General features: G+C 62.9%; 20 protein-coding genes. 6 read left to right on the top strand and 14 right to left on the bottom strand.

Features of this window, described 5'->3' with window-relative positions; all coding sequences use genetic code 11:
• Positions 1-15: 15 nt before the first annotated feature.
• The 4 genes from radA to LMTR3_RS11170 all read right to left on the bottom strand — a co-directional run bounded on the left by radA (position 16) and on the right by LMTR3_RS11170 (position 4,960).
• Entirely contained in the window at positions 16-1,479 is a 1,464-nt protein-coding gene (gene radA, locus LMTR3_RS11185) for a DNA repair protein RadA (RefSeq protein ID WP_065745085.1), read from the bottom strand.
• A gap of 93 nt (positions 1,480-1,572) precedes the next feature.
• On the bottom strand, positions 1,573-2,970 hold the full coding sequence (locus tag LMTR3_RS11180; RefSeq protein WP_065745084.1) for an adenylate/guanylate cyclase domain-containing protein: 1,398 nt from the start codon (positions 2,968-2,970) through the stop codon (positions 1,573-1,575).
• Positions 2,971-3,207: 237 nt separating this feature from the next.
• Positions 3,208-4,104 carry a prohibitin family protein gene (locus LMTR3_RS11175; protein WP_065745083.1) on the bottom strand — a complete coding sequence of 299 codons (897 nt, stop codon included), beginning with the start codon at positions 4,102-4,104 and terminating at the stop codon, positions 3,208-3,210.
• A 133-nt stretch (positions 4,105-4,237) separates the two neighbouring features.
• Positions 4,238-4,960 (bottom strand): sulfite exporter TauE/SafE family protein, encoded by a 723-nt coding sequence (locus tag LMTR3_RS11170; protein WP_065745082.1) that lies wholly within the window; start codon positions 4,958-4,960, stop codon positions 4,238-4,240.
• 278 nt (positions 4,961-5,238) lie between these two features.
• Here LMTR3_RS11170 and LMTR3_RS11165 point away from each other — a divergent pair, with 278 nt between their 5' ends.
• Positions 5,239-5,688, top strand: a complete 450-nt coding sequence (locus LMTR3_RS11165) for a cupin domain-containing protein (protein WP_057846393.1) — start codon at positions 5,239-5,241, stop codon at positions 5,686-5,688.
• Positions 5,689-5,739: 51 nt separating this feature from the next.
• Here the strand turns inward: LMTR3_RS11165 and LMTR3_RS11160 are convergent, their stop codons facing one another.
• On the bottom strand, positions 5,740-6,507 hold the full coding sequence (locus LMTR3_RS11160; protein ID WP_065745081.1) for an exodeoxyribonuclease III: 768 nt from the start codon (positions 6,505-6,507) through the stop codon (positions 5,740-5,742).
• Between the two features lie 48 nt (positions 6,508-6,555).
• Here LMTR3_RS11160 and LMTR3_RS11155 point away from each other — a divergent pair, with 48 nt between their 5' ends.
• Positions 6,556-6,777: a cysteine rich repeat-containing protein gene (locus tag LMTR3_RS11155; RefSeq protein WP_065745080.1), complete on the top strand. Its 222-nt coding sequence runs from the start codon at positions 6,556-6,558 to the stop codon at positions 6,775-6,777.
• A gap of 81 nt (positions 6,778-6,858) precedes the next feature.
• Here the strand turns inward: LMTR3_RS11155 and alr are convergent, their stop codons facing one another.
• Both alr and LMTR3_RS11145 read right to left on the bottom strand, forming a co-directional pair.
• Positions 6,859-8,094 carry an alanine racemase gene (alr, locus tag LMTR3_RS11150; protein ID WP_141686559.1) on the bottom strand — a complete coding sequence of 412 codons (1,236 nt, stop codon included), beginning with the start codon at positions 8,092-8,094 and terminating at the stop codon, positions 6,859-6,861.
• A 48-nt stretch (positions 8,095-8,142) separates the two neighbouring features.
• Entirely contained in the window at positions 8,143-9,642 is a 1,500-nt protein-coding gene (locus LMTR3_RS11145) for a replicative DNA helicase (protein ID WP_065745079.1), read from the bottom strand.
• A gap of 575 nt (positions 9,643-10,217) precedes the next feature.
• On the opposite strand from LMTR3_RS11145, the gene LMTR3_RS11140 reads away from it, so the two are divergent.
• A complete protein-coding gene (locus tag LMTR3_RS11140) occupies positions 10,218-10,418 on the top strand; it encodes a hypothetical protein (protein WP_065745078.1) in 201 nt (66 codons plus the stop codon).
• Between the two features lie 19 nt (positions 10,419-10,437).
• Here LMTR3_RS11140 and LMTR3_RS11135 read toward each other — a convergent pair whose 3' ends face one another.
• The gene (locus tag LMTR3_RS11135) at positions 10,438-11,688 is read right to left on the bottom strand and encodes a cyclopropane fatty acid synthase (RefSeq protein WP_065745077.1); all 1,251 of its coding nucleotides are present in this window, start codon (positions 11,686-11,688) and stop codon (positions 10,438-10,440) included.
• 269 nt (positions 11,689-11,957) lie between these two features.
• On the opposite strand from LMTR3_RS11135, the gene LMTR3_RS11130 reads away from it, so the two are divergent.
• From LMTR3_RS11130 to LMTR3_RS11120, 3 genes are all read left to right on the top strand, one after another.
• A complete protein-coding gene (locus tag LMTR3_RS11130) occupies positions 11,958-13,103 on the top strand; it encodes a hypothetical protein (protein WP_065745076.1) in 1,146 nt (381 codons plus the stop codon).
• A 94-nt stretch (positions 13,104-13,197) separates the two neighbouring features.
• Positions 13,198-13,803 (top strand): TetR/AcrR family transcriptional regulator, encoded by a 606-nt coding sequence (locus tag LMTR3_RS11125; protein WP_065745606.1) that lies wholly within the window; start codon positions 13,198-13,200, stop codon positions 13,801-13,803.
• On the top strand, positions 13,800-14,264 hold the full coding sequence (locus tag LMTR3_RS11120) for a PaaI family thioesterase (RefSeq protein ID WP_065745075.1): 465 nt from the start codon (positions 13,800-13,802) through the stop codon (positions 14,262-14,264). Before LMTR3_RS11125 ends, LMTR3_RS11120 begins: the two co-directional genes overlap by 4 nt.
• 46 nt (positions 14,265-14,310) lie before the next feature.
• On the opposite strand, the gene rplI is transcribed toward LMTR3_RS11120, so the two are convergent.
• From rplI to rpsF, 6 genes are all read right to left on the bottom strand, one after another.
• Positions 14,311-14,910 (bottom strand): 50S ribosomal protein L9, encoded by a 600-nt coding sequence (gene rplI, locus LMTR3_RS11115; RefSeq protein ID WP_065745074.1) that lies wholly within the window; start codon positions 14,908-14,910, stop codon positions 14,311-14,313.
• Positions 14,911-14,960: 50 nt separating this feature from the next.
• On the bottom strand, positions 14,961-15,932 hold the full coding sequence (locus LMTR3_RS11110; RefSeq protein ID WP_065745073.1) for a hypothetical protein: 972 nt from the start codon (positions 15,930-15,932) through the stop codon (positions 14,961-14,963).
• Between the two features lie 353 nt (positions 15,933-16,285).
• On the bottom strand, positions 16,286-18,172 hold the full coding sequence (locus LMTR3_RS11105) for a TRAP transporter permease (RefSeq protein ID WP_084029532.1): 1,887 nt from the start codon (positions 18,170-18,172) through the stop codon (positions 16,286-16,288).
• 10 nt (positions 18,173-18,182) lie between these two features.
• Positions 18,183-19,172 (bottom strand): TAXI family TRAP transporter solute-binding subunit, encoded by a 990-nt coding sequence (locus LMTR3_RS11100; protein ID WP_084029531.1) that lies wholly within the window; start codon positions 19,170-19,172, stop codon positions 18,183-18,185.
• 425 nt (positions 19,173-19,597) lie between these two features.
• Positions 19,598-19,837: a 30S ribosomal protein S18 gene (rpsR, locus tag LMTR3_RS11095; RefSeq protein ID WP_002711478.1), complete on the bottom strand. Its 240-nt coding sequence runs from the start codon at positions 19,835-19,837 to the stop codon at positions 19,598-19,600.
• A gap of 5 nt (positions 19,838-19,842) precedes the next feature.
• Positions 19,843-20,316: a 30S ribosomal protein S6 gene (gene rpsF / locus LMTR3_RS11090; RefSeq protein ID WP_065745071.1), complete on the bottom strand. Its 474-nt coding sequence runs from the start codon at positions 20,314-20,316 to the stop codon at positions 19,843-19,845.
• Between the last annotated feature and the right edge of the window lie 57 nt (positions 20,317-20,373).

Genomic DNA, 20,373 nt, shown 5'->3' with positions numbered 1-20,373 from the left:
TCGCGTCACGCCGCTTTAGCTGTTTTCACGACGGAATCGCGCTGGTGTGGCATTTTTCTCTGCCGCACCCTCGCGACCGGTGTCGCGGTCGCCTCTCGGGCTACCGCGCGCCGCGATTTCGGCCACCAGGCTGGTTAGTCCGCCAATGCTGTTCAGTGCAAGCCCCCCATCGCCGCCGACCTCGCCGCGCGCCGATTCGGGTAGAACGGCGCGGCCAAAGCCCAGTTTCGCGGCCTCCTTCAATCGGGCCGAGGTCTGCGCCACCGGCCGGACCGCGCCCGAGAGCGAAATCTCGCCGAAATAGACCGCGTCCGTCGGTAACGGCGCATTTACCAACGACGACACCAGAGCGGCGGCCGCCGCGAGATCGGCCGCGGGCTCCTGGATTCGCAGGCCGCCAGCCACGTTTAGATAGACGTCGTAGCCGGACAGTTTGACGCCGCAATGGGCCTCCAGCACCGCCAGCACCATCGACAGTCGGCTCGGATCCCAGCCCACCACGGCCCGCCGGGGGGTGCCGAGCGTGGTCGGCGCCACCAACGCCTGCAATTCCACCAGCACCGGGCGGGTGCCTTCGATCCCGGCGAAAACCGCGGTTCCCGGGCTGCCCAGATCGCGTTCAGAGAGGAACAATTCCGAGGGGTTGGAGACCTCGCGAAGGCCGAGCCCCGTCATCTCAAACACGCCGATTTCATCGGTCGGGCCAAAACGATTCTTCATCGCGCGCAAAATGCGGAAATGCTGCGAGCCTTCGCCTTCGAACGACAGCACCGCGTCGACCATGTGCTCGACCACGCGGGGACCCGCGATTTGGCCGTCCTTGGTGACGTGCCCGACCAGAATGATCGCAGCGCCGGTTTTCTTGGCGAAACGAATGAGCGCCTGCGCGGAGGCACGCACCTGCGTCACCGTTCCCGGCGCCGACTCCACCGTGTCGGTCCACATGGTCTGGATCGAATCGATCACGATCAGCCGCGGCACCGCACCTTCCGACAGTGTCGAGACGATATCTTCCACCGAGGTTTCGGCGGCGAGCTGCACCGGCGCGTCCGCCAGACCCAGCCGCTCGGCGCGCAGCCGCACCTGTGCGACGGCCTCTTCGCCCGAAATATAGACCGCGCGGTGGCCTGCGCGCGCCAGCATGCTGGTAGCCTGCGTGAGCAACGTCGATTTTCCGATGCCGGGATCGCCGCCGACCAACAGCACCGAGCCGCGGACAAAACCGCCGCCGGTGACGCGATCGAGCTCCGTCATGCCGGAGGGCAGGCGAGGGGCGTCGTTGCTTTTTCCTGTCAGCGATTCCAGCGCAAATGTCCGGCCCTTGCGCCGCGAGCGGACCGAAACCGGCATCGAGGTCGCGCCGGTCGTGTCTTCCTCGGCAAGCGTGTTCCACTCGCCGCAGGAATCGCACTTGCCCTGCCAGCGATTATACGCCGCGCCGCAGTTCTGGCAGACGAAGGAGAGGGTGGATTTGGCCATGAGGGGGAAATAGCAGAGTCGGAGGAGTGGCGGCACTTCTTAGCACGAAAAGAAGCGGTGGGCGCGATGAGTGCCATCGCGTCCTTCAGGGCATCAGGAGGCCACGTTGGCACACGTCCAGATGCCAACCGGTTGCTCGAGACCACGAATGATCTGCGCCGGCTGCTCGACAAGCAATGCGAAGTCGGCGCTCGAATGGTTCGATTCGGCCCGCGCCTGCCGCACCAGTACATCGCTGACGACGATGGCGCATCCGAATTCGCGGGTGAGGGCCTCGAGGCGGCTCGCCGCATTCACGGTGGTGCCGATCACGGCGAATTCGAGCCGGTTGAGGCCGATGTCTCCCAGCACGACTGGACCATAGTGCAATCCGACGCTGACCTGGATCGGCGGCTCGTTGCGGTCCTTCCGTTCCTTGTTCAGCTCGGTGATCGAGGCGATCATTCCCCGCGCACAACGCAAGGCGTTCAGCGCGTCGGAATCGCCGGCGAACGGCGTACCGAACGTCGCCATCAGGCCATCGCCGAGGTATTTGTCGAGCGTTCCGCCGTGCTGGAACACTTGTCTTTCCATTCGTTCATGGAATTGCCGCAGCGTGTCGATGACCTCTTTCGGGTCTCGTCCGTCGGCGTAGGCGGTGAAACCCACGATATCGGCGAACAACACTGCGACGTCTTGCGTGCGAACGCGCGTGAGCGGCTCGTCATTGCCGGACAATTCATTGACGACATTGGGCGAAAAATAACGCGCCAAGTTGGCGCGCTCGCGTTCGATGCCGGCGTGGCTGATCAGAAGCGCATTCGAACGGCGTACCGCCAGTGCCAGGATCCCGGCCACGATGATGAACACCGTCACTTGCTGAAAACGGGCGCCGAAACCGATCGACGAAGGATCGATGATCTCGAACAAGCGAACATCGGCGCCGACAGCTTCCCGGACGCGCTCCGACAGCGCGGCATGGGTTTCGGGCTGCAGATACGCCCAACCGACGGCAATGGCCCACAGGGCAGCGGTCCATCCGCCCATCGCGACAACCGTTCGCCACGAATAGGCGAGGGTGGCGGTAGAAAGGAAGATGAAGAAATAGATGAAGCTGTCGAACCGGAATTGCATTCCGATCGGCCAGTGAACGTCACTCCACGGATTGGGGACGACGCTGAGGAAGGTCAGCAGTGCGAGATCGCAAATGATCAGGAAAACCTCAAGCGGCGAACGGCCGACCTTGCCGACTTTGAGTTGGGCCCAGCCGATCAGGGCAAAGAAGCCGAGCATCAGGACGTAGTAGATCACGTCCCAGTTCGGATTGACGATCGGCAGGGTAACGGCAGTGACGGCCAGCGCGACCCAGCGGGCGCGAACGGCGAGCAGCAGGCCTTCACGCTTGCTCTCGACAAGGGCGGCTTCCGCGAATTTCAGGGTGTCTTGCCGGGCTGCGGTTCGTCCGGTTCGCTGATCACCCAGATAGGGGACATCAGCCGCTTCTGCCACCATGCTCAAGACGCATTCTCCCCAATCGAGAACCAGGCCGCGCAACCTGCACGGTATGGTCGGTCAAGGTGGCACGTCTGAGAACCTGCGGCCACCGATCGATGGGCGTCATAGCGGATAATAGTTGCGCCAGTCAGGCCATCGAGCAAATTTGAACGTCAGCCTGCCGCGCGGTCCGGATCGGAACGGCGAAGTGCGATACCGCTTCCGCGCGGTATCGCCCTCCCGACTATTCGGCGCTCACTTCACCGAAACGAACGGCACCGATGAGCCCGGCACCATCGTGGTCGGTAGCACGCCGTTCCAGCGTTCGGCCTGCACCAGCGTGACGAGGTTCGGATTGGTGCCGAGCGCCTTGGCGCGGGCTTCGATGGCGGCGGCTTCGGCCTCGCCGGTGATCCTGATATTGGTGGCGCGGGCTTCGCCATTCAGCCGCAGCGCGTCGGCCGCGGCTTGCGCCTCGGCGCGGACGGCATTGGCCTTGGCGGTCGCCTGGGTGACGGTAATCTGCGCCTGCACCTTCTCGCGCTCGGCATTCTGCTGCAGCTTCTGCACCTCGACCTCGGCCAGCATGCGCTGCTCGATGGAATGCAGATAGTTTGCGCTGAACTCGATGTTTTCGAGCTGGACGCTTTCGATCGTGATCATCGGATCGTCCTTCAGCGAAGCGGTGATGGCGTCCTTGATCGCGGAGTTCAGCGGCCCGCGCTCCTGGATCGCTTTCACGGCCGTGTAGCGGCCGAACACGATTTTGACCTGCTGATTGACGGCCGGGCTGACCACTTGTTTGACCGCGGTGTCCAGCCCGCCAAACTTGGCATAGAGATCGGCCACCTTGTCCGGCGAGGCTCGCAAGGTGACGCTGATCTTGAGGTCGGCCGGCTGCTGGTCGTATGAATACGAATTCATCTTGTCCCAGGTATAGGTGAAGGTCTTGACGCTGACCTTTTCGACGCTGTCGATCAGCGGGACCTTGAAGCCAAGGCCCGGCTGCGCGGTGCCGATGACCGCCCCATACCGCAGCTTCACGCCGCGCTCGGTTTGATCGACGGTGTACCAGCTTCCCGCGGCGATGATGGCGACGACAATGACGGCGACGATGGCGCCGATGATTCCGCCGATGTTTCCTTTGGGCATTTCAGTCTCTCCAGACGTGGGTGATGCGATTCCATGCCCGGCACTGATCTATGGTCACCTGCCGAATGGATGTGAGACGCGTCACTTGGTCGGCCGCTGATGGGGAATGGTTCAGGCGGTGCGCGCCGAATCCTTACGAAAATGCCGTCCATAGCAGGGTAAGGCCGGCTGCCAGCATGATGCCGTCCATCAACAGCCGAAATACGTCGGGCTGAAGACGCAGCACGAAGCCTTTGGCGATGAAGGCGCCGAGCATGAGGGAAGAGCCCGCAATCAGGCCCTTCAGCGCAACATCCAGCGTCAGCGCGCCGAAGCGTTCGAAGGTGACCGACTTGCTCAGGTAAAGCCCGAGCGAGCTTGCGGCTTCGGTGGCGAGGAAGGCTCCCTTGTTTAGACCGTAAAACAGAAACAGTGGCACGCTGAGCGGCCCGGTCGAAACCACGATGCCGGTGAGAAAGCCGATAACGGCGCCACCGACCGCCAGATGCCAGAGCTGCGCTTTGAGCTGATGGCGGGCCAGCCAATGCCGAACCGGCACCATTGCGATGAGAAACATGCCGATCGCGATATCGACGGCGTGCGAGGGCAGCGCGAGCAGCGTCCGCGCGCCGAGGGCTGCGGCCGGAATGCCCGTAACCGAATAGGCGATGCAGGCGCGCCAGTCGACCTCGCGCCACCAGGCGAGAATGCGCGAGAAGTTCGCCATCACGGCCGCAACCGCCATGATCGGCACCGCTTCTTTCGGCCCATATTGATAGACCAGTACCGGCATCAGCATGATCGACGAGCCCGTGCCGACAATGCCTGAGATGGTGCCGGCGAGTAGGCCGATAATGAGGACAAATAGGAAGCCCACGCTGCAGTCTTTCGCGATTCCCTGATGCCGACATCATGGTGCCGGCAGCCTCGGGTTACGAGGCCTAAATATCACTCGGAAGGGAGCCGATCGTGCTGAAGGGAAGCTGCTATGCGATGACAGCAGAACCGCCAGCCCACACTAGGCGACGTAAAGCTCAATCGGGACGTCAAATCCCTTGAGCTGGAATGCCTTGATGGGCTCTCTTTCATATCCGGCTGGCGGGGAGAGGCAAAGCTGCTAGGATCGCGTCAAAACAAGCAGAACGGAGGATCGCCATGGACGCTGCGACGCCGGCGAATGCGCAGACTGCAGGCACGCATTCCCATCTGGTTCGCCCGGACAGCATGGAATGGCAGAAGACCCGCTTTCCCGGCTGCGAGGCCAAGACGTTGCTGTTCGATCGCAAGACAGGCCTGATGACCGCGCTGATGCGGTTCGCGCCGGGTGCGGTGCTCCCCGACCACGAACACGTCAACATCGAGCAGACCTACGTGCTCGAAGGCTCGCTCGTCGACAAGGAAGGTCCGGCGCAGGGCATCGAATGCAAGGCCGGCGAGTTCATCTGGCGCGAAGAGGGCAGCCGCCACGTCGCGTGGTGTCCGCAAGGCGGGCTGATGCTCGCAATCTTCCAGGTGCCGAACAAGTTCTTCGAGGCTGACGGCCGCGTCATCGATGCTGCGGGCGAAGACTGGGACGCGGCGTGGGGTCACACACGAAAGGGCTGAACAGTCGCCGTCCGGCGCGCAGGAAATTCGGGCGGTAGGGCTTGCGAGGAGCTACTTCAACACGATCCACGCCGGCGCATGGTCGCTAGCGCCTTCCTCCCCGCGGATCTTTCGATCGACGCCGGCCTTGAGCAGACGCGGCGCTATCGACGGGCTCAGCAGCAGATGATCGAGGCGCAATCCGGCATCGCGTGGCCAGCGGTTGCGCTTGTAGTCCCAGAACGTGAACATCGGCTTAGACGGATGGAGCGTCCGGATCGCATCGGTCCAGCCTTGATCCACCAGCGCCTTGAACGCCGCGCGGCTCTTCGGCTGGATCAGCGCGTCCTTGTCCCAGGACTTTGTCGGGTAGATATCGAACTCGGTCGGCGCGACGTTGTAGTCGCCGGCCAACACCACGGGGATGTCCTGCTTGAGCAGCTTGCCAGCGTGGGACCGCAGTCGCTTGAACCAGTCGAGCTTGTAGTCGAATTTCGGTCCCGGCTGCGGATTGCCGTTCGGGAGATAGATGCTGGTGACGAGGATGCCGTTAATGGCGGCTTCGATATAGCGGGCCTCGACATCCCCTTCGCCGGGGAGCGCGGTCCGGGTCAATACCGGCTCGGTGTTCCGCGCCAGGATGGCGACGCCGTTCCAGGTTTTTTGTCCGCGCCACACCGCGCCGTAGCCGGCTTTCTCGATTGCCAGAATCGGGAACTCAGAGTCGGTCGATTTCAACTCCTGCAAGGCAACGACGTCGGGCTTCGCCGCGCGCAGCCAGTGCAGCAGGTTCGGCAGACGTCGGTTGACATTATTAATGTTGAAGGTCGCGATCTTCATGTAGAGCTGGCTGGCATCACTGTGCTTCGCCCGACAGTTGGAGATTCCATGTCGAAACTACGCTTCGCCATTCTCGTGCTCGCCATCGGATGCTCCGGATCCGCAGCCGCCCAAGCCGTTGAGCAGCGCGGCGCCTGCAAGGCGGACTATGACAAATATTGCGCCGGTACGCTGCCCGGCGGCGGCCGTGTCGTCGCATGTCTGAACAAGCAGCAACACCAACTCAGCGACACCTGCAAGCAAGTGTTGGCAGGCCGGAAGAAACGGTAGGGCCGGTAAGAAAGCTATGGACGACAAAGCTATGGACGGCTTCGACAAGATGCGTCGCGAAGGAACACCTGGAACGAAGAACTAGGTGGGAACTGCAGCCGGCTCCGCTGGAGGCGAAGCAGGGGGGGCTGCAGTGGCATTGCCGCCCTTGTAAACCCGCGCGTAGCGCTTGCCGAGGCTGGTCAGCACTTCGTAGCCGATGGTGCCGAAATGATGGGCAAGTTCGTCGGCCGTGATGCCTTCGCCGATCAGCGTCACCCAGTGGCCGCGCCGCACCGCATTCTTGTCGAGATCAGTGACGTCGACCGCCGTCAGGTCCATCGAAATCCGTCCCGCGATCGGGCAGCGCTTGCCGGCGACTATCACCTCGGCGCCTCGGGTGCCGTCATTGGCGCTGGCCGCGCGGAAATACCCGTCGGCATAGCCGGCGGAAACGACCGCTATTCTGGTTGGACGCCGCGCCGTCCAGGTCCCGCCATAGCCGACGGTATCGCCGCGCTCGACGTTGCGGATCTGCACGATGCGCGCCTTCAGCTCGACGACCGGCTGCATCGGGTTGTCGGCTTCGGGCGTCGGGTTGATGCCATAGAGGGCGCAGCCCGGCCGCACCAGATCGAACTGGAACTGGGCGCCCAGGAAGATGCCGGACGAGTTCGCGAGCGACGCCGGGACGCCGGAGAACAGGCTCGCGATCTCGCGGAAGGCCGCGAGCTGCCTGGCGTTGGCGGGATTGTTGAGCATTTCCGCGGAGGCAAGATGGCTCATCACGAGCGTGATGCCGTGATCTCCGGCATTGATGCGTGGGATGATGCCCTGCGCCTCGGTGACGGTGAGGCCGAGCCGGTTCATGCCAGTGTCGATGTGAATGGCAGCGCCGCCGGACCAGCCGGAACGGCGACAAAACACGTCCCATTCGGCGAGTTCGTTGAGGTCGCCGATGACGGGCTTGCAGTCAAACTTGGCGTAGGCGTCGCCGGTGTTCTGGAAGAAGCCGCCGAGCACGTAGATCGCGGCCGCAGGCGCCGCGGCGCGAACCACGCGGGCCTCGTCGAGGGTGGCGACGAAGAACGTCTTGCAGCCGGCGCCCGCAAGGGCACGCGCGACCTGTTCGGCGCCGCAGCCATAGCCGTCCGCCTTGACCACGGCCGCGCATTCGGCCGGCACCGCCGTCTTCTCGAGCTTGCGCCAGTTGGCGATAATGGCGTCGAGATCGACCGTCAGCACGCCGGTTGCGGCCGCAAGCGCGGCGGCCTGCTTCGCCTCGGGCGAGAGCAGGGTGCCTTGCGGCATGGACTTGGGATCGGGGGCCACGTTCATGCCACAGTTCTACGCGGCGGAACGCTGCGGTTCAACCGTCGCCGCGCTTTAATAGCCGCCGGTCGGCTGGTTGCCGTCCTGCGCCAGATCGCTGAACCGGGTGAACTGGCCCTCGAACTGCACTTCCACCGTTCCGGTGGGGCCGTGGCGCTGCTTGCCGATGATGATTTCGGCCTTGCCGTGCACCAGCGACATATCGAGCTGCCATTTTTCGTATTCGGGGGTGCCGATCCGCGGCTCCTTGTTGGCGAGGTAATACTCCTCGCGGTACACGAAGATCACGACGTCGGCGTCCTGCTCGATCGAACCGGATTCACGCAAGTCGGCCAGTTGCGGGCGCTTGTCGTCGCGGTTTTCCACCTGACGCGAGAGCTGCGACAACGCGATGATCGGAACGTTGAGTTCCTTGGCGAGCGCCTTGAGGCCCGTGGTGATTTCTGTCACTTCCTGCACGCGATTGTCCGAGCGCTTGCCCGAGCCCTGCAGCAACTGGATGTAATCGATCACGATCAGGTCGAGGCCCCTCTGCCGCTTCAGCCGGCGCGCACGGGCCGTGAGTTGCGAGATCGACAGACCGCCGGTCTCGTCGACATAGAGCGGCAGCGACTGCAGTTCGATCGAATAATCGCGGATCTTCTCGAAGTCGGCCTCGGTAATGCCGCCGCGTCGGATCATGCTGGAGGCGATGCTGGTCTGTTCGGCCAGAATACGGGTGGCGAGCTGTTCGCCGGACATTTCGCAGGAGAAGAAGCCGACGATGCCACCATTGACGGTCTTCATCGTGCCGTCGGCTTGAACCTCGGCGCGGTGCGCTTTGGCGATGTTGTAGGCGATGTTGGTGGCAAGCGACGTCTTGCCCATGCCGGGGCGGCCGGCGACGATGATCAAGTCGGACGCCTGCAGCCCGCCCATCTTGGTGTCGAGGTCGCGTAAGCCGGTGGCGATGCCCGACAGACTTCCGTCACGCTGGAAGGCTTTGGCCGCCATATCGACGGCGGTCGTCAGCGCCTGCGAGAAGCGCTGGAAGCCGCCGTCATAGCGGCCGGATTCGGCGAGCTCATAGAGCTGGCGCTCGGCGTCCTCGATCTGCGCGCGCGGGGCAAAATCCACCGGCGCATCGAAGGCGACGTTGACCATGTCCTCGCCGATCCGGATCAGGTCGCGGCGCAGTGACATGTCGTAGACCGTGCGGCCATAGTCCTGCGCGTTGATGATCGTGGTGGCCTCGGCCGCGAGACGCGCGAGGTACTGACCAACCGTCATGCCGCCGATATCGGTATCGGCCGGCAGGAAGGTCTTCAACGTCACGGGCGTTGCGACCTTGCCCATCCGGATCAGGCTGCCGGCGGTCTCGAAAATGGTCTGGTGGATCGGCTCGAAGAAGTGCTTCGGCTCCAGGAAGTCGGAAACCCGGTAGAACGCGTCATTGTTGACCAGAATGGCGCCCAGCAAACTCTGTTCTGCCTCGATATTGTGCGGCGCGCTCCGGTAGGCCGGAGTTCCCGCGTCCGGGGCGAGCTTGAGGACGTTCGAATCAGTCAGAGCCATAGTTTGCAATGTTCTTTAGGTTTTTGGTTTTGTCAGGTCGCTTGCGGAAGTGGGGCAGCGATAAAGCGCCACGTGCAGCCGATCCGAAAGTCCGAGTAGGCCTTATGCCCGATTCACACAATGCGATGTGTGAATCCTGAGCTGGCCCCTTGACGGATTTGGACCAAAAAGCGGCGCCCGTCCGGCGGCGCCGGAGCGGCTTTTGTGAAAATGCCAGGCAGGATCTTAGGGGAGTCTGAACCCTGCCGCGACTTGGGCCGACATATTCGAAGGCAGGAGGCGTTTCGCGCCCTGATCTTAAGCGTTGATCAAACCAGGATCAGATAAACGAACGCGAACAGGGCGGCAGCTACGCCGATTGCGATCAAGGCGTAGTCGATCCTGATGTCGGAATCGAACGGGGCTGGGTAGGTCTGCCGGCTCATGGCCGGAGATGTACGACGGACCGCCGAGCGGCTCTGTGAAGTAGATCACATCGGATGTGATTTTGTTCGCTAAGGATGGATTGGTTACCAACTCGGGAACGGGCCGGCGATTTTCGAGTTGCCAGTTGCACCGACCAAAAGGAATAGGCGATGGGTCAGCAACTCCAGGGATGGCGATCGGCAAGCGCCCAGCGTTTGTGGCTGTCGATGCTGATCGACGCCATGGAAGAGATTTCGCGCCCGGAACGGCGTAACGAACCCTGTGATGCCCAGTTGCTTGCCGCTGTGCGAGCCCAGCTCGCCCGGCCGGCATTGGCCAACACGCCATTCGCCTCGAGCCTGAGAAACTGACTCCGCCCGCCTTTGCGGCCTATTCGCCCGCCAACTGCAGCCGCGGCTGCTTTCCGATTTCCATCCCGCGCAGCCTTGCTTCTTCCCGGGTGATGTAATCGCGCGTCATCGGCACAATTCCTTGCCGCCTGGTGAGCTGGATCTGGAAATTCATCAGGTTCTGCTTCCGGAACGACATTTCCGATGCCGCCAGATAAAATTCCCACATACGGGCGAAACGCTCGTCATAGAGGCGCACCGCCTCTTCGCGCCGCGCCATGAAGCGCTCCCGCCAAGCCTGTAGCGTTTCCGCATAATGCAGCCGCAGGATTTCGATGTCGCAGACCAGAAGGCCGGCTTTCTCGATCGCGGGGATGACCTCTGACAGGGCGGGGATATAGCCGCCCGGGAAGATGTATTTCGTGATCCATGGGCTCGTCACATCAGGCCCCGTGGAGCGGCCGATCGAGTGCAGCACCATGATGCCGTTGTCGCTGAGAAGTTCGGCACAGCGCCGGAAGTAGGTTTCATAGAAGTCGATGCCGACATGCTCGAACATCCCGACGGACACGATCCGGTCGAACGGGCCGGCAATATCGCGGTAGTCGCTCAGCAGGAATTTTGCCGACCCCGTCAGGTTCTTCTCGGTGGCTCGGGCATTCGAGGCCTGCAATTGTTCCGACGACAGCGTGATTCCGGTGACATGGGCGCCCGTCATTTCGGCCAGGTAGAGGCCAAGGCCACCCCAGCCCGAGCCGATGTCGAGCACGCGGTCGCCGGGCCCAACGAGAAGCTTGGCAGCAAGGTGACGCTTTTTGGCGAGCTGGGCGTCGTCGAGCGTCATATCCGGCGCTTCGAAATACGCGCAGCTATACTGCCGGTCGGCGTCGAGGAAGAGGGAATAGAGCCGACCGTCCAGATCATAGTGGTGGGCGACATTGTTTTTCGCCCGGCCCCGCCAATTGAACTGTCTCGCGTGCCTGCTGAAATAGCGCAGCCACCATTGCAACTTGGCCCAGCGTGGCAACATTTCGGGCTGGCCGAGCAGGATTTCCAGCACGTCGGCGATCGAGCCGTCCTCGACCACGAACGAGCCGTCCATATAGGCTTCGCCAAGCGCCAGTTCGGGATTGAGGAGAATTCGGAGTTGCGTCCGCTCACTCAGGAACCGCGCCGACACCAGGCGGCCGGTTCCATCCCCGCAGGTAAATCTCGCCCCGGTCGCGGATGTGAAATTCATCGTGCCGCGGCGAATGAACTGACTAAGGAAATAACGCAACAAACGATCCATCGAAGCACCAATGGAACGACCAGCCCGTTACATCAATGCACCTCGGAACGGACGGTTCCATGTGCACCAGGAACATCATAAGTATGATGATGCCGCAGCGCTACTGCGTTGGTGTCAAAGCGAATGTTCTCAAATGCCACAGTCACGCACAGTCACGCAGATGCGCAATAAGCGCGCTTCCATTCGCGTCACAATCGGCTAAAAGGTGACCCCGCCGCCGGCGACGTTGTGCGTCGCAAGCAGCGATTCCACGTCTGGAGAAACAGGGAATGTTGAGCCGAGCGCTCAGTTTAGCGACGGTGACGCTCCTGATCGGCTGCCTCACAGCAGACGTGGCATGGGCCGTAGAAAATCTCGACGCCGGCAAGAGCCCTTCCCAGATATTTTCGAGCACCTGCAGCGCCTGCCACAGGAGCCCGCGTGGCCTGTTGAAGAACACGACGGCTTCATCGTTGCCGGGCTTTCTGCGCCAGCATTATACCACCGGCTCCAACATGGCCTCGGTGCTTTCTTCCTACTTGATATCCAATGGGGCTGCAGATCCCCGGTATCAAGCTAAGGATCAGTCCAAGCAGAAGGACGCCAAGCAGGATGGAAGGTCGGATCAGCCCGACCGATTCGGTCGCCGGCAGCCGTCTGCCGCACCGGCCCAGGAGGCTGCCCGGCCGGGTTCCGACCGGCCGGGTTCCGACGGATCACCGCCGCAAGGTGAGGGCGCGCGCCCGGGCCGCGACGCGAAGCGGCTGGCACGGCCGCACACGGCGCCCGAGGCTGCCAAGCCCGCAGATGATGGGCAGGCCGCTACCGACAGCAAACCGGGCGTCAGGCAGAAGCAGGGCAGGCGTGCCAGGCCTGCCGCCGAAGAACCGCCGAAACCCGACCAAGCCGCCCGCGGCGACGCCGCAAAGGAAGACGCCGCAAAGGAAGATGCGTCTCGGGATGCCGCCAAATCCGAAACTGCGAAGCCCGGAACAGCCGAGCAGCCTGATTCTGCCAAGCATGATCCTGCCAAGACCGATCCTGCCAAGACCGATTCTGCCAAGACCGATTCTGGCGGGCCGGATCCTGGCAAGCCTGATACCGACAGGACCGACTCCGCCAAGGGTGAGGCCGACAAGCCGGCCACCATGGAGGCCGCGAAGCCGGCCGGCGAGTCGGAAAAGCCGGCCAGCGAAGGCGGATCCGAGACCCCCAAGGTCAGTGCCCCCAAGGAGAGCGCCGACAGCGAACCGACCGCGCCCCGGCCCGACCCGGTGACGCCTGCGCCGCCAGCTCCCGCCGCAACTGCCCCTGAGCCGGCCGCGAGCCCCCAGGCGGCAGCACCCGCGACGTCACCGCCGGTGACAGCTACTGCGGCGCCCGCAACGCCGCCGGCCGGGCCCGTCGGTCCCCCCGCGCCACCCATCTCGCGATAGGACGCAGATTTCCAAATGCCCGCCGGTGACGCGCTTGACCGTTTCTAGAGTATCACTCTAGAGTGGCGGTCTAATGGAGCGAAAGGCGGCGCAGGTGGCCACGGCACGGGACGATCTGCTGGCGGCGGGGTTGGCGGTGTTCGACCGCGACGGTTTCGAGGGCGCCACGGTGGCCGCCATCAGAACTCGTGCGCGAGCGTCCAACGGCAGCTTCTTCCATTTCTTCGGATCGAAGAAGGAACTGGCCGGTACGCTGTTCCTGGAAATCCTCGCCCGTTATCACGCAGCCATCGTAGCGGCGGTCGATGAATCCTGCGGCGCGCCGGAAGGCGTGGCGCGGCTGATCCGCGCACATCTGGACTGGGTCGTCAATTCCCGGCGCGAGGCGCGATATCTCTTCGAGATTTCCCGCAGCGAATGGACCGAAGCGATCCGCGGCGCGCAGCGCACGCAGAATTCGCGGCTTGCGGAAGCCGTCGAACGATGGCGCGCGCCGCTGGTTGAGCGCGGCGAATTGCTGCCGATGACTTCGTCGGTTTTCTTCAGCCAGATCATCGGACCGGCGCAGATTTTTTGCCGCGCATGGTTGTCGGGCCGCGACCGCACCGATCCGCGAGAGCAGGCCGAAATCCTGATCGCCTGCGCCATCCGCGCGGTGGTCGCGCCCGATGCGATCCAGAAAACCGGAGAAACTGCATGAATGCGAATGCCGACCCAGACTTCGCTCCGATCGCCACACACATTCGCGACAATGTCGGCCGCCAGGGCTTCATGACCCATGTCGGGGCGGAATTGTCCGAGTTGACGCGTGGCACCTGCACGCTCGCGGTCGACCGCCGGCCCGAACTGCTGCAGCAGCACGGCCTGTTCCATGGTGGCGTTACGGCCTTCCTGGTCGACAACGCCACCACGATCGCGGCCGCGACATCGCGCGGGCAACCGGCGCTGACGGCGGAATACAAATTGAATCTGCTGTCGCCGGCGATCGGTGAGCGATTGATCTGCCGGGCGCGCGTGATCAAGCCCGGACGTCAGGTCGCTGTGGTTGCGGCCGACGTGTTTTGCGTAACCGATGGCGTCGAGAAGCATACCGCAACTGCGCTGGCCTCGATCGCAATGCTCGACGAGAAGACGGCCGCTAAAATCCCAAGCCCGGCCTGATTGGGGCCGGGCTTGAAGGTCGTCAAAACGTTTGGAGCGAAGCGCCTTACTTCTCGGTCGCAGCCGGCGCCGGCGCGGCTTCCTCGTGCTGGGCTTCCGGATCGAAGAATTCGCCGGCGGCGGCGAGCGCTTCGGCGGCGGCGTCCTGGTCTTCCTGACGGGTCGAGATGTCTTCGCCGCGGTTGATGCGCTCGGCTTCATCGGCGCTACGCGCGACGGTGACGCTGACGCTGATTTCGACTTCCGGGTGCACGGCGATGTTGATCTCGTGCTTGCCGATGGTCTTGATCGGCGCGTCGAGCAGGACCTGGCTGCGGTTGATGGTGACGCCGTCGGCCTCGAAGGAGGCGATGATGTCGCGAATGCTGACCGATCCGAACAACTGGCCGGATTCCGACGCCTGGCGCAGCACGATCACGTTGCGACCGCTGATCTTCTCCGCGACTTTGGTCGCTTCGCCCTTGGCCTTGAGGTTGTTGGCCTCGAGTTCGGCCTTCATGCCGTCGAACTTGGCACGGTTGTCGGCGGTGGCGCGCAACGCCTTGCCGCGCTTGAGCAGAAAATTGCGGGCAAATCCGTCCTTGACGCGGACGACTTCGCCCATCTGACCGAGCTTGACGACGCGTTCCAGCAAGATGACTTCCATTTTCGTTCTCCTATTGCGTGTTCGGTATGATGTTAGTGGATGGTTAGATTTCAGGCTGCGGGCAAAGGCGGCGGCTTTCCGCGCAGGTAACGTTGTCGCAATCCGAAAATTGCGTCAGTAAGGCCGATGGCGATCATCAGAACGATCGTCCATGGCAACAGCACCAAGATCCCGTAGGTGCAACTCAACCAAACTGCGCGGCTCTTCAACGCCAGCGTCAACGTGTGAACGGCGGCAAGGCCGACCAGCGCGTAAGCCATGAAGAGCGCGGCTGTCATGATCTGCGCCGCTATCGAAAACGCTCCACCGGCAAAACAAAATGCCAATGTCGCGCACAGTGCTACGAGCGTCATCGGCGGCAACGCTGTGCTCTTCAAGTCTGGCCAGGGGCGACGCAGCCGGCCCGACGTCGCTGAAATCTTCGCGGCAAGCCAGAGGTTGAGCGTAAGCGTCGTCACGACGAGCATTGCCGACAAGCCGCGAAAGATCGTTACAAGCGCGTCAGCCAAGCGCTCGATGTCGCCCGGCGATAGCCCTTCACGGTCAGAAAGAACTTTCGTCAGCCCGCTTCGCAGGGCCGCAGCGATGGCATCGGCATCCTTGCCGAAGACCAGCCACGACGCGAAGGAGGACAGGATGGCAAAGCCGGCGATCCAAAGCAGGATCCGCCCGGTCGGATACCACTCGAGATTCTCTGCCGTAGGACTCGTGCTGTTGTCGGTTTCGGCAGCAGCCGTTGGCCGTCCCAGCAGCGCGAGATGACCAAGCCACCAGGCCGGCAGCGCCACGGCAACCGCAAAGGCGAGGCAGAAGCGCAGACCGAAAATTGCACCGAAGGCGGAAGCCGCCGCGATGCCGCCGATGGTTGCGCTGAGTGGTCCCCAACTGAGCGCCGTCACCATCAGCGGTAGCGGCGCCAGCAAAGAGAGCAGCAACGAGACCGGCGCGCCCGAGACGACCGAGACGAACATCAGCGCCGACGCGCAGCCGGCCGCAAGACCAATGAGGATAATCGCGATCATAAGCTGTCCCGCCCCTTTCGAGCGGTTAGATAGAGGTCAGCAAAAATGCCGCCTTTACCAACTAGTTAGGGATCCGAGGGCTTATCGGTACCGTGGTACCGAGCGCAGTTGGGCCCTCAAACGTTCACGGCCCCAACGGGGCTATGATGACTGGCGGCCTTTTAGATCAAGAGCCTCACCCGATCAAGGGCGTTTGGCCGAAGCTGCCAGCACAAGTTCCCGGCGTTCTATGCCATAGGGGCGTGATGTGACGCCCCGCCTGGCTTAGGCGTAGATACGCAAAACACCGAAAGCCACGGTGCCAACGAGGAGGGCGGCAGCGATAAGCGTCAGTGCGGCGAGCTGTGTGCGGGTCACGTGCTGGTTTCCGGCGCTATCGTTGGTCGTATCGTCCGTACCTTCTGCACCAACAGGCCGATGGCGAGCAGGCCCAAGCCGATGACATCGGTGATGGCATTGGGGTCAATCAGCAACATTGCGGCCACGAAGAAAAGCCCCCGCTCGAACCAGTTGGCGACGCGCAGGAAGTAGCCCTCGAGACTGGCTGCGAGCGCAATCACGCCAATCGTGCCGGTCAGCACCGCGCGAAGGATGTCGGGCCATGGGCCCTCGAACAGCAGTGCCGGGTTGTAGATGAAGAAAAACGGCACGATGAAGCCGGCGGCAGCGAACTTCATCGCCTGCACGCCCGAGGCCCACAGGCCAGCCCCGCCGATTGACGCCGCAGCATACACGGCCAGCGCCACGGGCGGCGTCACGGCCGACAGGCAGGAGAAGTAGAACGCGAACATGTGCGCCGCCATGGGCTCCACACCGAGCTTCATGATCGCGGGCACGAGCAGCGCCGCCTGCATGATGTAGGCGGGGGTGGTCGGCATGCCCATGCCGAGAATGACGCCGGCGACCATCGTGATGAGCAGTGCAGGCAGCAGAGAGCCGTAGGTGAAGTCGATGAGAAAAGCCGTGAACCGCAGCGCCAGCCCGGTTTGCAGCACGATTCCGATCACGATACCGGCGGACGCACAGGCCATCGCCACCGGCACGGTTTGCACCGCCCCGTCACGCAAGCCCTCAAGGCACGCGCGCCAACCCAACGCCGTGGAAGGTCGAAGCCACGAGATGGCGACCAGCGCGAATGTGGCGATGATCGCGCCATAGGTCGGCGTGAAGCCGAACAGAAGCAGCGCCAGAAGCACGATGACCGGCAGGAACAGGTGCCCCTGGCGCAGCATGATGTGGCCCAGGACGGGCAGTTCTTCGCGCGGCAAGCCCTTGAGCCCCGAGCGCACGGCGTTGAAGTGGATCGCAGCGAACAGCGCCCCATAGTAGAAGAGCGCGGGTATCGCCGCCGCGATCATCACCTGCGTGTAGCTGACGCCCTGAAACTCGGCCATCACGAACGCCGCCGCGCCCATGATCGGCGGCATGATCTGCCCGCCCGTGGAGGCGACCGCCTCGATGGCCGCTGCCGCCTCCGGCTTGAAGCCGGTCTTCTTCATCATCGGAATCGTCAGCCAGCCGTCAACCATGACGTTGGCTACCGCGGAGCCGGAGATCGTGCCGAACAGGCTGGAGGAGACGACCGAAACCTTGCCGGGACCGCCGCGCGCGCCGCCGGCGATCGCGTTTGCGAAGTTCATGAAGAACTGACCTGCCCCGGATTTCTCGAGGAACGTGCCGAAGATGATGAAAAGAATGACGTAGGTCGCGGCCACCGTCATCGGCACCCCGAAAATCCCCTCCGTGGTGAAATAGGTCTGATCGATGGTGAGCTCGAGGCTGAGACCTCTGTGGTAGAGCCAGCCATACAGCCAGGGGCCCGCGAACCCGTAGAGCAGGAAGACGATTGCCACGATCGGCAGCGACGCGCCGATTGTGCGTCGCGTCGCCTCCAGAACCAGCAGGGTGGCGGTAATTCCTACCGCCATGTCCATTCGGGTCAGAGAATCGGCGGTGGGAAAACGGTTCACGATGTAGTCGTAGTTCGCGAACATGTAGCCAATGCAGGCAAGCGAAAGACCCGCCAAAGCGAGATCCTCCCACGGCACGCGCCCCAGTGTTGCGTTCTTGCTGCGAGGCCACAGCAGGAACGACAGCACCAGGCTGAAGGCCAGCGTTATGTAGAGCAGGGCCTGCTGATCGGGGGCGTAGACCGTCAGTCGCGCGTAAACGTGGTACACGGACATTGCGACCGCAACCACGCCGACGACCAGCCCCGCATAGCCTGAGAGCTTGCGCACGGCACGCCCTCTACTGCTTGAGCAATCCCGCTTCGCGGTAGTATTTCTCTGCGCCGGGGTGATACGGCATGCCCAGGCTTTCAGCCATGTCGGACGCCTTCACGCCCTTCATGTCACTGGTGACGTTACCGAACTCGTCCCGCCCTTCGACGATGGCCTTGGTGATCTTGTAGATCACCTCGGGAGACGTCTTGGACGATGCAATCAGCACGGTCGGCGACTGGAAGGTTTGAACAGCGTCGGTCACGCCCTGGTCCTTGTAGGTGCCGGCCTTGATGGTGTACCGCACAAAGCCCGAATTGAGCTTGCGCAGTGCAGCGAACTCCTCGTCGGTAACCGGAAGCACCCGCAGCGGCATCGCCGAGCCAAGGTCCAGCACGAAGGATGCCGGCACCACGGTGAACCATCCGGCCGCCATCGCCTGCCGGTTCTTGACGGCCTCTGCATTGGACGACACCGGGCCGTAGCTCTTCGCGCCCAAGTCGTTCAGCGTCATGCCGTTCACCTTGAGCAGGTACTCCCAGCCGGCCGCCAGGCTGGTGTTGCCGCGTGCCGGCAGCGCCACCGGGTGGCCCTTCAGATCCTTGACGCTCTTGATGTCGCTGTTCGCCGGCACCACCAACTGCCAGACGTTGGGATAGAAATTGGCCACGAACAGGCCCTTGTCAGTCGCCTTGCCGGCAAACTGACCTTCGCCCTTTTGCGCATCGGCCATGACGGTCGTCATGGACCAGCCGATATCGGCCTTGTCGTTGCGAATTTTCTCCATGTTGACGAGGGCTGCACCCGGCTCGACCTGCACGTTCAGCTCGGGATATCGCTTGTTCACGACTTGCGACGCTGCAGCCGCCATTGGTGTCCAACTGCCGCCGGTCGGACCGGCGCTGAAGATGACATCGGTTTTCTGTTGAGCTTGTGCAGCGCCTGCTGCAGCCACGGTCAGTGTGAAAATAGCGGCCAAGCGTACGACTGGCCACAGACCACGGATGTGGACGGACATCGTTTGCACTCCCTTTGGCGGTTGCGCTCGTTGGCGCCGCTTATTGGGGCTCGTGTCCGCACGTGATTGGCGGCAACTTCGACACCCGTAGCATGCGGGAATTTGGCATCCGTCCTGCTGTCGGGCAGCGTACGTGCCCGCCGCAGCGATTGTCAACGAGGTGTGCTTCCTTCATGTGCAAGGAGCCGCGGGCGGGGATTTATCAGGGGGAGGGCGCACCAGTTACGTACTAGAACTAAAGACGTACCGGAAAGCCGTACACGATGCGAACGGGCGGCATCGGGCGCATTGAATGGGAGAAAAACTTGCGGGTTCGACGGGCGACCAGAGGTTGTTTCGACCAACCATCGGCGACCGGAGCCTTATGAAGAATAACGACCGGTGAAAATAACGACCGGCGGCGCGGACGCCGCCGGTCGAAGATATTAGCGAATGACGTAGGGCAGCAGGCCGAGGAAACGCGAGCGCTTGATGGCGCGGGCGAGCTCACGCTGCTTCTTGGCGGAGACGGCGGTGATGCGGCTCGGCACGATCTTGCCGCGCTCGGAGACGTAACGCATCAACAGCTTGGAATCCTTGTAGTCGATCTTCGGCGCATTCGGACCCGTGAACGGACAGGTCTTGCGGCGACGGAAAAACGGACGGCGTGCACCAGCTTCAGCCATGATTCTTACTCCTCTACCGCTGCTGCAGCTTCGTCTTCACGCGGACGGCGCGGGCCACGGTCGCCGCGGAAGCCACCGCCTTCACGATCGCCACGGAAGCCGCCCTCGCGGTCGCCGCGGAAACCGCCGCCGCGATCGTCGCGCTCGCGGTCACGATCGGCCTTGCGCATCATCGCCGAGGGACCTTCCTCGTGTTCTTCGACGCGGACGGTGAGGTAGCGGATGACGTCTTCAGAGATCCGCTCCTGCCGCTCGATCTCGGTGACCGCGGCAGACGGCGCATCGATGTTCATCAGCACGAAATGTGCTTTGCGATTCTTGTTCATGCGATAGGTGAGGGAGCGTACGCCCCAGTTCTCGGTCTTGGTGACCTTGCCGCCGAGCCCTTCGACGATGCCCGTCATCTGGGTGGTCAGCTCTTCGACCTGCTGGGTGCTCGCATCCTGACGCGCGAGAAAAACATGCTCGTAAAGAGGCATGGGTGTCCTTTCCTAGTGTTGGCGCGGTCCCCGGCGGCAAGCCCTTCGAGGCCTTCG

It is taken from the genome of Bradyrhizobium sp. LMTR 3 (assembly GCF_001693485.1).
In the GTDB taxonomy this organism is placed as follows: domain Bacteria; phylum Pseudomonadota; class Alphaproteobacteria; order Rhizobiales; family Xanthobacteraceae; genus Bradyrhizobium.
The sequence above is the reverse complement of the archived record's forward strand: the minus strand, read 5'-3'. Positions and strand labels throughout refer to the sequence as shown.

Coding starts and splice junctions, on each gene's coding strand:
- radA (WP_065745085.1), bottom strand. CDS start 1,479: ATGGCCAAATCCACCCTCTCCTTCGTCTGCCAGAACTGCGGCGCGGCG.
- LMTR3_RS11180 (WP_065745084.1), bottom strand. CDS start 2,970: ATGGTGGCAGAAGCGGCTGATGTCCCCTATCTGGGTGATCAGCGAACC.
- LMTR3_RS11175 (WP_065745083.1), bottom strand. CDS start 4,104: ATGCCCAAAGGAAACATCGGCGGAATCATCGGCGCCATCGTCGCCGTC.
- LMTR3_RS11165 (WP_057846393.1), top strand. CDS start 5,239: ATGGACGCTGCGACGCCGGCGAATGCGCAGACTGCAGGCACGCATTCC.
- LMTR3_RS11160 (WP_065745081.1), bottom strand. CDS start 6,507: ATGAAGATCGCGACCTTCAACATTAATAATGTCAACCGACGTCTGCCG.
- LMTR3_RS11155 (WP_065745080.1), top strand. CDS start 6,556: ATGTCGAAACTACGCTTCGCCATTCTCGTGCTCGCCATCGGATGCTCC.
- alr (WP_141686559.1), bottom strand. CDS start 8,094: ATGAACGTGGCCCCCGATCCCAAGTCCATGCCGCAAGGCACCCTGCTC.
- LMTR3_RS11145 (WP_065745079.1), bottom strand. CDS start 9,642: ATGGCTCTGACTGATTCGAACGTCCTCAAGCTCGCCCCGGACGCGGGA.
- LMTR3_RS11140 (WP_065745078.1), top strand. CDS start 10,218: ATGGGTCAGCAACTCCAGGGATGGCGATCGGCAAGCGCCCAGCGTTTG.
- LMTR3_RS11135 (WP_065745077.1), bottom strand. CDS start 11,688: ATGGATCGTTTGTTGCGTTATTTCCTTAGTCAGTTCATTCGCCGCGGC.
- LMTR3_RS11130 (WP_065745076.1), top strand. CDS start 11,958: ATGTTGAGCCGAGCGCTCAGTTTAGCGACGGTGACGCTCCTGATCGGC.
- LMTR3_RS11120 (WP_065745075.1), top strand. CDS start 13,800: ATGAATGCGAATGCCGACCCAGACTTCGCTCCGATCGCCACACACATT.
- rplI (WP_065745074.1), bottom strand. CDS start 14,910: ATGGAAGTCATCTTGCTGGAACGCGTCGTCAAGCTCGGTCAGATGGGC.
- LMTR3_RS11110 (WP_065745073.1), bottom strand. CDS start 15,932: ATGATCGCGATTATCCTCATTGGTCTTGCGGCCGGCTGCGCGTCGGCG.
- LMTR3_RS11100 (WP_084029531.1), bottom strand. CDS start 19,172: ATGTCCGTCCACATCCGTGGTCTGTGGCCAGTCGTACGCTTGGCCGCT.
- rpsR (WP_002711478.1), bottom strand. CDS start 19,837: ATGGCTGAAGCTGGTGCACGCCGTCCGTTTTTCCGTCGCCGCAAGACC.
- rpsF (WP_065745071.1), bottom strand. CDS start 20,316: ATGCCTCTTTACGAGCATGTTTTTCTCGCGCGTCAGGATGCGAGCACC.